Origin of the sequence: Mammaliicoccus sp. Q-M61 (assembly GCF_022386055.1) — a bacterium.
GTDB classification, from domain to species: Bacteria; Bacillota; Bacilli; order Staphylococcales; family Staphylococcaceae; genus Mammaliicoccus; species Mammaliicoccus sciuri_A.
Map to the genome: position 1 here is coordinate 14,102 of NZ_JAJNJL010000004.1, position 11,998 is coordinate 26,099.

The 11,998-nt window shown below is 31.2% G+C and carries 12 protein-coding genes; 9 read left to right on the top strand and 3 right to left on the bottom strand.

What is annotated here, in order from left to right:
* Positions 1 to 46: 46 nt before the first annotated feature.
* Positions 47 to 1,369 carry a hypothiocyanous acid reductase MerA gene (gene merA, locus LQ677_RS07075; protein ID WP_239748216.1) on the bottom strand — a complete coding sequence of 441 codons (1,323 nt, stop codon included), beginning with the start codon at positions 1,367 to 1,369 and terminating at the stop codon, positions 47 to 49.
* A gap of 197 nt (positions 1,370 to 1,566) precedes the next feature.
* On the opposite strand from merA, the gene LQ677_RS07080 reads away from it, so the two are divergent.
* The 7 genes from LQ677_RS07080 to LQ677_RS07110 all read left to right on the top strand — a co-directional run bounded on the left by LQ677_RS07080 (position 1,567) and on the right by LQ677_RS07110 (position 8,331).
* On the top strand, positions 1,567 to 2,364 hold the full coding sequence (locus tag LQ677_RS07080) for an SDR family oxidoreductase (protein ID WP_239748217.1): 798 nt from the start codon (positions 1,567 to 1,569) through the stop codon (positions 2,362 to 2,364).
* Between the two features lie 27 nt (positions 2,365 to 2,391).
* A complete protein-coding gene (locus LQ677_RS07085) occupies positions 2,392 to 4,275 on the top strand; it encodes a BglG family transcription antiterminator (RefSeq protein ID WP_239748218.1) in 1,884 nt (627 codons plus the stop codon).
* 2 nt (positions 4,276 to 4,277) lie between these two features.
* Positions 4,278 to 4,748, top strand: coding sequence for a transcriptional regulator GutM (locus LQ677_RS07090; protein ID WP_049319612.1), 471 nt, complete (start codon positions 4,278 to 4,280; stop codon positions 4,746 to 4,748).
* On the top strand, positions 4,736 to 5,287 hold the full coding sequence (gene srlA / locus LQ677_RS07095; RefSeq protein ID WP_025905738.1) for a PTS glucitol/sorbitol transporter subunit IIC: 552 nt from the start codon (positions 4,736 to 4,738) through the stop codon (positions 5,285 to 5,287). Before LQ677_RS07090 ends, srlA begins: the two co-directional genes overlap by 13 nt.
* 11 nt (positions 5,288 to 5,298) lie before the next feature.
* Positions 5,299 to 6,309: a PTS glucitol/sorbitol transporter subunit IIB gene (gene srlE / locus LQ677_RS07100; protein WP_126477833.1), complete on the top strand. Its 1,011-nt coding sequence runs from the start codon at positions 5,299 to 5,301 to the stop codon at positions 6,307 to 6,309.
* An 18-nt stretch (positions 6,310 to 6,327) separates the two neighbouring features.
* The gene (locus tag LQ677_RS07105; protein WP_037589344.1) at positions 6,328 to 6,678 is read left to right on the top strand and encodes a PTS glucitol/sorbitol transporter subunit IIA; all 351 of its coding nucleotides are present in this window, start codon (positions 6,328 to 6,330) and stop codon (positions 6,676 to 6,678) included.
* A 234-nt stretch (positions 6,679 to 6,912) separates the two neighbouring features.
* On the top strand, positions 6,913 to 8,331 hold the full coding sequence (locus LQ677_RS07110) for an MFS transporter (protein ID WP_037589343.1): 1,419 nt from the start codon (positions 6,913 to 6,915) through the stop codon (positions 8,329 to 8,331).
* Positions 8,332 to 8,410: 79 nt separating this feature from the next.
* Here the strand turns inward: LQ677_RS07110 and LQ677_RS07115 are convergent, their stop codons facing one another.
* Positions 8,411 to 9,196, bottom strand: coding sequence for an arylamine N-acetyltransferase family protein (locus LQ677_RS07115; RefSeq protein WP_239748219.1), 786 nt, complete (start codon positions 9,194 to 9,196; stop codon positions 8,411 to 8,413).
* 110 nt (positions 9,197 to 9,306) lie between these two features.
* On the opposite strand from LQ677_RS07115, the gene LQ677_RS07120 reads away from it, so the two are divergent.
* Together LQ677_RS07120 and LQ677_RS07125 are read left to right on the top strand one after the other, a co-directional pair.
* Positions 9,307 to 10,122, top strand: a complete 816-nt coding sequence (locus LQ677_RS07120; protein WP_119651220.1) for a metallophosphoesterase — start codon at positions 9,307 to 9,309, stop codon at positions 10,120 to 10,122.
* Between the two features lie 43 nt (positions 10,123 to 10,165).
* Positions 10,166 to 10,600: a DUF3995 domain-containing protein gene (locus LQ677_RS07125; RefSeq protein WP_239748220.1), complete on the top strand. Its 435-nt coding sequence runs from the start codon at positions 10,166 to 10,168 to the stop codon at positions 10,598 to 10,600.
* Between the two features lie 367 nt (positions 10,601 to 10,967).
* Here the strand turns inward: LQ677_RS07125 and LQ677_RS07130 are convergent, their stop codons facing one another.
* Positions 10,968 to 11,996, bottom strand: a complete 1,029-nt coding sequence (locus LQ677_RS07130) for a siderophore ABC transporter substrate-binding protein (RefSeq protein WP_191836262.1) — start codon at positions 11,994 to 11,996, stop codon at positions 10,968 to 10,970.
* Positions 11,997 to 11,998 lie beyond the last annotated feature (2 nt).

The window sequence follows — 11,998 nt, forward strand, 5'->3', positions numbered from 1 at the left end:
ACGAGTGCGATTTTGATTTCAAATAATTTGACCTACTTTGACTAAATTAAATATTAAATAAATCGTTAAATGATTCAGCCATCGTAGGGTGGGTATATATGTTATCTCTTAAAACGGTATATGGAATTTGTTGATCCATTGCAAGTTTTAGAATGTTAATCAATTCTTCAGATTCTTTACCGTAAAGACTTGCACCTAGAATAAGTTTACTATCTGCATCTACAACAACTTTGAATAAGCCTCTGTCATCATGATTGATTTTGTGACGAGGGATATTCTTCACTTCAATTTGACCTTCTAAAATATTGTGGCCATTTTTCTTAGCTTTACTTGCAGTGTAGCCAATTCTTGAAAGTGGAGGATCTAGAAATACTGTATAAGGCACATAACCTCTATTTTCCGTTGTGCGGTGTTGTTTACCAACTAAATGATCTTTAACAATACGGTAATCGTCTAATGAAATGTAAGTAAATTGAGGACCACCTTTAACATCTCCAACTGCATAAATATGGTCTACAGAAGTTTGTAGATGTTCATTAACTTTAATTTCACCTTTATCTCCAAGTTCGATATCTGTATTTTCTAAAGCTAAATCGGTATTAGGCACACGACCAGTCGCAAGTAATACCGCATCACCTGTTATATCACCTTGAGAAGTATGCACGATGGGACGATTATTTTCAGTAGAGAAGGCTGTTACTTCAGCTTCATCAATAAATTCAATATCCTGACTAATGATTTCATCATAAATAAGAGAAGCAATATCTTTATCTTCAGTTACTAATACATGCTTACGAGGATGCACGATTTTAATTTTACTGCCTAATTTTGAAAAGATTGTCGCGAATTCTAATGCAATATAACCAGCACCAATAATAACAAGTGTTTCAGGTAAGTGATCTAATGCCATAATCCCTTTAGAATCATAAATATTTTCAGTTGTATTAATACCATCTATATCAGGAATATTTGAACGCGTACCCGTATTAATCACAATCTTATCCGCTTGAATCGTTTCAACCGTTTCATTCTGGTCATTTAAAAGCAACACTGTTTGGTTATCTTTAAAATGCGCTTTATAAGTGTACACTTCGATATTGTCATCAGAATTAAGATTGTTGAAATTCTTCTTATTTAAAGCAGCAACAACATCTTTCTTACGATCCATCGCTTCAGAAAATGAATGATGTTCTAGACTTTCATGGAGCAATGTCTTACTAGGAATACAACCAACATTTATACAAGTACCTCCATACATTTTTGAATCTTGTTCAATAACCGCGACCTTTTGACCTTGCCCTGCAAAATCTTTAGCAAGCGTCTTACCAGCCTTACCAAAACCAATAATCAACATATCAAATCGTTCCATTTACAAAACCTCCAATTGTGATGATTTATATTTAGTATAACGCTTTTAGGAATGTAAATCTGTGTAGGATGCTTCAAAATCATTTAGCAAGTTTTCTATTATTTTACCGTTTTCAAGTTTATGCATAAAAATCTAAATTAATTATGAAAGCGTTTAATACTATAATGAATTTACAAATTACATAGGAGGCAATAGATATGTCTAATAATTGGTTAGAGATAGAACGTAAAGTAATAATTGTTACAGGTGGAACATCTGGAATTGGTAGACAGATTGTGAATTCTCTATTAGAAAATGGTGCAATTGTATATAATGTAGATTTAAAAGATAATCCAATTGATAATGAACATTATCATTTTATTCAAACGGATGTTACAGATGAAGAAGCAGTTCAAAGTACAGTTAGTCAAATTTTAGAAGAGCAATCTCAAATTGATGTACTTGTTAATAATGCAGGTATAAACTTACCTAGATTATTAGTGGATGTTAAAGGTGAAAAACCAGAATACGAAATTAATATGAAAGATTTAGATTTAATGTTTGGCGTGAATTTAAAAGGACCTATATTCTTTAGCCAAGAAGTAAGTAGACAATTCGTCAAAAATAATAAAGGTATTATTGTTAATATTGCGAGTGAAGCTGGTCAAGAAGGCTCAGAAGGTCAAAGTATATATTCTGCTACAAAAGCTGCATTAATTGGATTTACAAGAAGTTGGGCTAAAGAATTAGGTAAATATAATATTAAAGTTGTAGCAATTGCTCCAGGAATATTAGAAGAGACTGGGTTACGTACAAAACAATATGAGGAAGCATTAGCTTATAGTAGAAATACAACTGTCGATAAACTTAATGGTGATTATTCAAAATCTATACCATTAGGAAGAGTAGGAGAGTTAAAAGAAGTAGCTGATTTAGTTTGTTATTTAAGCTCAGATAAATCAAGCTATATTACGGGGACAACAATTAACATTTCTGGTGGTAAATCAAGAGGTTAAATTAAGAGATAGAAAGGTGGGGAAGTTATGTTATTGAATAAAAAACATTTATTAATAATAGAAGTATTGCAGAAAGAACACATATCAACTGATAAACTTGCCCACCAACTTTCTATATCTCAAAGAACGTTATCTAACTATATTAATCAACTACTTACACATTTTGGTGGTTCAATCAGTATTATTAAAGATCATCATGAAATATCGATGATTGTATTAGATGAATCAGTATTCTTTAATATTTTACAAAAACTGAAAAATAATATAAGTAAAAGCATTCATGAAGTCGAAGCTAGAGAAGAAAGTGTCTTTTACTATTTATTGAATAATGGTGTTTGTACAATCGATGACATTGCTGAAGAACTATATATAAGTAAAAGTATCGTTAATAATACGTTGATAGAAATAAAAAACATTTTAAAAAATTACAAAGTTGAAATTAAAGGTACTCAAAACGTTGGTCTCAGAATCGAAGGTAGTGAAATTGAAGTAAGGAAAGTATTGATTGAATGTTTTCCGAATCAATATAAAAGTGCTATATTACCCGACCACATAAATGAAACTTTAAAAAATATTCAAGATAAGTTTAACTTAGATGCTACCAGTTATAGAAGATTAAGACTTTCTACACAGGTCATATTAACTAGATTGGACGAAGGTTTTAATATTCAACAAAATGTTCAAATAGACGAGAGAGTGTATGAATCGGAAGACTTCAAAGTTGTCAGTGGCATTAAGGATTATATTAAGAAACATTATGAAGTTGTATTTCCTAACTTAGAAATTCTATTAATCGTCTTTCAAATTATTGGTAGGAGAGCTTCGATTATAGATGAAATGATAAATGAACAAGATCAGACAATACTTAATAGTATTATTGAAAATACTATTAAAGACATTAACTTTTACTACACTATAAAAATAGATGAGCAACTGTTCAGTAATGATATAAAACTTCATATCAAATATCTCATAAATAGACTCATATTCGAGATTAATATTCATAATGATTTAATAGATGAGGTTAAAACGAGATACCCATTTGCTTATGAATTATCAAAGGTACTCGCAGAAAACATTGAAAAAGAATTAGATATAGAAGTTCCTTTAAATGAACTTGGATTTTTATCTATATATTTTAGTGTTTACTTGCAGCAATTAGAACAAAAGTTAAAAGAAATAAAGTCGATTGCGTTTATAACAGATCAGGGTTTAAGTAGTGGAAAATTGGTCACAGTGCAGTTAAAAAGAATTTTTGGTAAAGATATTCAAGTGAAAGTAATAAATGAAAATCAAATTGAATTGAATGATATAGATCAATTTGATTTAGTAGTTTCAACAATAAAAAGTAATAGATTATTTAATAAAATTATTTATGTAGATAATATTTTAGATGAACAAGCTTTGAAGCTTAAAATAGAGCAGTTTCTAATATATAAAGATGTTAATAATCGCCAATTATTTAATAATAGTATTTTAGTTGATTTTATCAACGAGTCTGATGTTTATCATATTAGTAAAAGAATGAATTACAAAGATGTCATTCAGTATTTATCACTTGAAATGATTGATAAAGAGAAAGTAGATTCTGGCTTTTCGAATAGAATACTAGAAAGAGAAGATAATAAATCTACCATAACTGGTTTATTAGGCTTCCCTCATACTAGCCACAGTCTAAATGATATATGGGTGAAGTTTTGCATATTAGATGAACCTCTATTAGATTATGAAAATGTAAAAATTATTGTAATGGTAGCAACACCAGAAAATGAAGGTAATGAAGCGGTACTAATTCGATTATATGAAGAAATATTAGCAATTACAGCTAACAGTTATATCATTGAAAAAATCAATCGTGATACGGATTATATATCGCTTGCACATATACTAAATAAAGAAATCGGAGGTTAGTTATGTTTTTTATTATATTGATTATCATGTTAGCTGTTGGATTTGTAATTCAGTATTTATTAGGACTACTTCAAATTAAAAATTTTACAAAGCATTATACGAGCATGCGTGAAAATGGTCGTGTAGCAATAGGGAGAAGACCAGCAATTTTTAAAGCTGGGACACTCGTTTTACTACAAATAAATAATCGGAATGAAATCGAAGAAGCAAGATATATGCAAGGGGTAACCGTATTTTCTAAATTTAAAAAATTAAAAGGTTTAGATGGTTATAAAATCAATAAATTAAGAGATACAGATTTGAAAAAATATAACAAATTGTTAATTAAAGCAATATTGGACGCACAACATACATTTAACGTCATTCAATCAGGTGGAGAAATTGAGAAGATTCCATCTCCAATGATGAAGGCAGTTAAAAAAATAAATGGAATGTTTAAAAAAGAAGGGAGTAAATCATCATGGACTTCATAGTTAAGTTAGCTGAAGGATTTATTAAGTTATTTCAAACAGGTGCAGATACATTTATAGACTGGATGACAACAATTGTACCACTCGTTTTAATGTTATTAATTGCAATGAATACTTTAATTCAATTAATAGGGGAACACCGTATTAATATTATTGCTCAAAAATCATCCAAAAACCCATTATTAAGATATTTAGTATTACCATTCTTAGGATCGTTTATGTTAGCAAATCCAATGGTACATTCGCTCGGTAGATTTATGCCTGAAAAATATAAACCAAGTTATTTTGCATCAGCTGCACAATTTGCACATACAAGTAATGGTATTTTCCCACATATAAACCCAGCAGAGTTATTTATTTTTATGGGTATTGCAAATGGTATTCAACAGTTGGGATTACCAATGACAGATTTAGCAGTTAGATATTTACTAGTTGGTCTTGTTATGAACTTTATTGGTGGATGGGTAACAGACTTTACAACAAGTTATGTTGAGAAACAACAAAAAGTTAAATTAAGTACTGAAGTTAAACTTGAAGGGTGAGGTGACATAAAATGAGTCAAAAAGCTAAAATTGTAAAAGGTTCAGGTGGATTTGGTGGGCCATTAGAAATAGGTATTGAAGGTAAAAAAGATAAAGTTATGTATGTTACTGGCGGTCATAAACCAGATATCGTTGATAAAATTTGTGAAATAACTGGAGGAACACCAGTTAATGGTTTTGAAACATCAGTACCTGAAGATGAAATCATGGTTGCTGTTATTGATTGTGGTGGAACTTTGAGATGTGGTATATATCCTCAAAAAGGTATCCCTACAATAAATATAATGGCAACTGGTAAAAGTGGTCCATTAAGACAATATATTACTGAAGAAATTTATGTTTCTAATGTGGATGTTGATCAAGTGTCAGTAGCTGGAGAAAATAATTCTACTGGTAATGATACTGACTCTAACAATTCTGCAGCTACTTCAGAAGAAAAAACGACTTATTCTAAGAATAAAAAAATTATGGAAACAAGAGCAGAGCAAGAGAATAAATCGCTTTTAACTAAAATAGGTTTAGGTGCAGGTAAAGTAATCAATACTTTCTACCAAGCCGCTCGTGATGCAGTAGAAACGATGTTGCATACAATCATTCCATTTATGGGATTTGTTGCATTGTTAATTGGTATTATTCAAGGATCAGGAATTGGTGATTTATTTGCTAAATTTATGTCACCATTAGCAGGTAATATTTGGGGATTATTAGCTATTGGACTTATATGTTCATTACCATTCTTAAGTCCATTATTAGGACCAGGTGGCGTTATCGGCCAAGTATTAGGAACACTTATTGGTGTTGAAATTGGTAAAGGCAACATCCCACCTCATTTAGCATTACCAGCATTATTTGCAATAAATACACAAAATGCTGCAGACTTTATTCCGGTTGGTTTAGGTTTAGCAGAAGCAGAAACTAAAACGATTGAAGTTGGTGTGCCATCTGTTCTATATTCTCGGTTCTTAAACGGTGTTCCTAGGGTGTTTGTCGCCTGGTTAGCAAGCTTCGGTCTATATAAATAATTAAGGAGAGTAAATGACATGTATCAAACAGAGATTAAAAAAATAGGAAAAGATGCTAATGCATTTGAAGCAGAAAAGATGATTATATTATTTGGTGATAACGCACCAAATGAATTAGTAGATTTTTGTTACATTATTGATATTAATCCAGTTGAAAATGAGATTACTGAATCAAATAAATTATTCATTGATGGAACAGAATATGAAATTACAAAAGTAGGATCTGCAGTAAATAAAAATTTAAATGATTTAGGTCATATTACTTTAAAATTTGATGGAAGTACAAATGCAGAACAATCTGGATCATTATATTTAGAAGACAAAGAAATCGTGACACTTCAAGAAGGTTCAAAGATTGAAATAATTTAAAATAATTAAAACAGAAAAAAGCTTTGAAAGAGCTTTTTTCTGTTTTTTTATAAAATTATTCAAGAAATATAAGTAATATTACAACATCGGTCGACCACTTATGAGGCTAATAAGCTTATATACTTGTGGTGTTTTTCACAAAAGTTGATGCTTAACAAAGTGTAAAATTACAGTTGTGCTTATTTTTCAATATGGTAGTATACATAACTATATTGAAAGGGTGTTTATAAAAACATGAAATTCAACAAGAATAAAATAAATGTTGTAGATATGAAACAAACTAAAAAAAGTGTTTATGCTACAGGTATTGGTAATGCTATGGAATGGTTTGACTTTGGTCTATATTCTTATTTAGCAATTATCATTAGTAAGAATTTCTTTACATCAGTTGAAAATGATGAACTGAAATTAGTATTTACTTTCGCTACATTTGCGATTGCGTTCTTAATGAGACCACTTGGTGGTATTATATTTGGTAAAATTGGCGATAAACTTGGCCGAAAAACCGTTCTTACAACGACTATCGTATTGATGGCAGCTTCAACGTTATTAATTGGATTATTGCCTACTTATGATCAAATAGGTATTTGGGCGCCAGTCTTATTACTATTAGCGAGAATTATTCAAGGGTTCTCAACTGGTGGGGAATATGCAGGTGCAATGGTATATATTGCAGAATCTTCTCCAGACAATAGAAGAAGTGCTTTAGGTAGTGGATTAGAAATTGGTACTTTAGGTGGCTATATTTTAGCTTCGTTATTAGCAAGTGGATTATTTATTGGTTTATCAGATGCACAAATGCAAGCATGGGGTTGGAGAATTCCATTCATTCTAGGTGCACCACTTGGTTTAGTTGGACTTTATTTAAGAAGACATTTAGATGAAACACCAATTTTTGAAAATGATATTTCTGAGAATGATGAAAAACCAGAACCATTCATTTCAATTATTCAAAATCACAAAAAAGATATTATCGTATGCTTTATAGCAGTTGCGTTCTTTAATATTACAAACTATATGTTACTTTCATATATGCCGTCATACTTAGACGAAGTAATTGGTATTTCAACAACAGTTAGTACAGTATTGATTACTAGTGTTATGGTTATTATGGTGCCATTAGCATTTATATTCGGTCGTTTAAGTGACAAAATCGGTAACAAAAAAGTTGTGTTATTCGGTACATTTGGTTTAACAGCATTTTCAATGCTAGCGTTCTATTTCATAGGACTTAACCAATTAATGTTTATATCATTAGGTATCTTTATTCTTGGCTTCTTCTTATCAACATATGAAGGTGCAATGCCAAGTTTATTACCAAGTATTTTCTATACAGATGTTCGTTACCGTACATTAGCGGTTACATTTAACGTATCTGTTTCAATATTTGGTGGTACAACACCATTAGTTTCAACATGGTTAGTACATGTCACACAAAATCCATTAGCACCAGCTTATTATTTAACAGCTGTAAGTGTTATAGGATTTGTAACAATACTATTCCTATTTGAAACAACATCAGGAAAAGCATTAAAAGGATCATATCCAACAGTATCTTCTAAAAAAGATTTCGAACATGCCGTTAAAAATCCTGAAGATGCACTATGGTGGACAGAACAAGAATTACAAAAAGGTAAAGTAAAAACAGATTAATATATATGAAGAAAGCCGAAGACGTTTGTGACGTCTCCGGCTTATTTTATTAGAGTAATGGAAGAAGATAGAGCTTTCCTCAACTTTCCAACGTATGAATTGTTTCATCTATACCGAAATATTTTTTTAATATGGCTTTATATTGATCACGTTTGAAACTTTCTTTTTGTTTATGATTTTTAGACGTAATGGTTAAATGATCATAAGACATGCTTACTCTACCATATTCTTTAGCCATTGTAATAATTAGTTTCTGAACGAATATTGAATCAGGATGATGTTCATTATAATCTAAATGTTCTATAAAGAAGTCCCACGGTCTACAAATTTCATTTGTTAAATAAGATGTGCGCCATGATTGGTCATCTAACTGTTTTTGAAGGTGAATGACACGATCTTCGTCTAAAATAGCACGATAATGACCGTTAACATCATCAATAACTACAATATTATCTGGGTCAGAGATTGGAATAGCTTTTGTTGGTAAATCTCCAAATCCTACGTCTGCAATATAAGGTTGATCTAAATGTACGATTGTCGACATATGTGAACCGTCTCTACTCCAATTGTCATCTGGCGTATGAATCGTTCCTGATACACGTTCGACGTGAAATCCTTTTTCTTTTAAATAATATTGAAAAATCGTATTTAATTCATAACAAAATCCACCACGATGACGATGAACAATTTTGTTAAATAAATCATAAATGTTCACTGAAATCGGTTCTTTATTTTGAACGCTAATATTTTCAAAAGGTACAGTGTACATGAATCTTTCGATATAGTGGTTCAAAGTGCGCAAATCTACTTGATTAAAAGATTCTGTATCTATTTTTAAGTACTCTTCAAATTGTAAAATATTCAACTCAAAACCTCCTATTTAAATCTTAATTCTATTATAAAGGATACAAGGATAGAATATGTTAATATAAAATTGATATACAACGTTATTTTAAAGAAAGCTAGGTCATGCATATGAGAATTGGTACCATTTCAGATTTGCATATAGATAGAAGTAAAGATTACTATCCTCAAGATTTTGAATATATTTTAGCGCAAGAAATTACACATTTGAATTTAGACCTTTTATTAATAGCAGGTGATGTTTCAAATCATTATTTACAAACGATGCAGTTTGTTCAAAATGTTAAGCGTCATTCTAAAGTTGAAGTGTTGTTTATACCTGGCAATCATGATTATTGGAAAAAAGATCAAGAAGAAAAAAGTTCGTATGAAATTTTTGAATATTATAAAGCGCAACCTGAAAGTATTATAGCAAGTCCATATATTGTGAATGAAGATTGGGCGATTGTCGGGCACAGTGGATGGTATGATTATAGCTTTGCAGACCAAAATAAATTTAGTATGGAAAGATTAGAACGTAGAAAATATTACGGCTCTACATGGCTAGATAAAGAACATATCGATTGGGGTAAGTCAGACTTAGAAATGTCGCGATTAGCTGCCGAATCCGTGAGAAATGATTTAGAACAGGTAAAAGATAAAAATATTATATTAATGACGCATATTGTGACCAATCGAAAATTTGCTGTACCAATGCCACATAGAATATTTGATTATTTTAATGCATTTATAGGTACATCAGACTTTGATAAGTTCTATGAAGCATACCCAATCAAATACAGTATTATGGGGCATGTGCATTTTCGTAATATAATAGAAGAAAGTGGTATTCAATATATATGTCCATGTCTCGGTTATCAAAGAGAGTGGCGAACGACTGATTTAGCAACTGAAATTAAAAATACAATACAAGTTATCGAAATATAAAAATATATATCGCAGAAAATTTATGATTATAATAGGTGATTGAATGAAAAAGTATATATCATTATTTATCATAGCAGGAAGTGTGCATGCACTATTTTCATTGTATTGGGGACTTGGTGGAGAAGCGGGTCTCATAACAGTTGGCTCATGGGTCTTCACGTTAAGTGCACAGTTTGGAATATGGATTAATATCGGGCTGTTATTAATAGGTGTGTTTAAATTTTTAGCGACCATCGTGCCATTAACATTAACCAATCATTTTGATAAGAAAATATATATCATATCTTTAATAGGCAGTATTTTTCTAATGATATATGGTGGATTAAACATGATAATTGGCATATTAAAAATGTGTAAAATAATCGAGAGTCATAACTATTTTACAACCTTCGGACAAGCATTCGTGTGGGATCCACTATTTTTATTATGGGGAATCGGATTGTTCGGATATATTATGAAAGTGAAACAGAATAGATAAAGGAAAACGCCACTGGCAGGAGCCAGTGGCGTTTTTGTCGTATAAGATGACGAAGTTTGTATGCTGTAAGGGACAGAATTTCGAGAAATGTCCGTAAGAGAGCGTCCATCTAATTACCAGAATTCCGAATAGTGGAAGATACAGCGCTCTAATTACCAGAATTCCGAATAATGGTAGTTACAGCGTTCTAATTACCAGAATTCGAAATAATGGAAGTTAGGGCATTCTAATTACCAGAATTCGAAATAATGGAAGTTAGGGCATTCTAATTACCAGAATTCGAAATAATGGAAGTTAGGGCATTCTAATTACCAGAATTCAGAATAATGATAGTTAGCCAAACATTCAACACCACCATCCACACTTATTATTTCTGTTCTTGTAATTTTTTCGCGATTTGTTGTATTTCTTGTATTTGTTTCGTAGTGGATTTAATGCCACCTGATGAGAAGTACCATGATTTTGCATCTAAGTTAATGATGTTATTATTTTTTATGGCATCTACGTCTTTAAGTACGTCGTTTCCTAGTACTTTCTTACTTGTGCCTTTTCCGTCTGTTGCTTCGTCTCTATCCATTGCGAATATGACTTCTGGATCTTTTGAAGCGACGTATTCAAAGCTGACGGGTTGGCCGTGTGGATTTGGTTTAACTTTTTTATCTGCTGGTTTAAATCCAAGTTGATCATAAAGTAGGCCACCGAATCTTCCGCCTGGTCCGTAAGTTGATAATTCACCTTGGCTTGTAAGTAGCAGCATGACACTGTTATCTATATTTTTAACTGATTTCTTAGCTTTTTGTTCTTCATTTTTAAGTTGATCTGTAAGTTCTTTAGCTTTCTTTTCTTCTCCGAAAATCTTGCCGAGTTTCGTCGTGTTATCTGAAACGGATTTTACGACGGCATTATCATCTGAACCTATATAAAGCAGTGATGCATTAGGGGCAGCTTTTTTAAATTCTTTTAATGTTTCGCTGCTTGCTGTACGGTTTGAAAAGATAATTAAATCTGGGTCGATTTCAGCTATTTTTTCAAAATTTGGTTTCCCTAATTCACCGACATTTGTATATTTATCTTTCGTAAAAGATTTTAATTCTTTAGGTAGCATAGAATCACTTGAACCTATTGAAATACCGGCTACATTATTTTCTTTACCGAGTGCTTTAATGATATCTGTTGCACCGTAATCAAATGTGACGACTTTTTTAGGATCTTTCGTGATTTTGACTTTTTCATCTTTCTGTTCTGCATCTCTTCCGTCTTTATATTTACCACGTAATTCATATTTTTGATTAACTGTGACTGTTTCTTTCTTACTGTCTGAATCACTTGTTCCTTTTGTTTGACCACATGCTGCTAATATAAGTGTGATGACCATTAATACAAGTAACTTTTTCATAT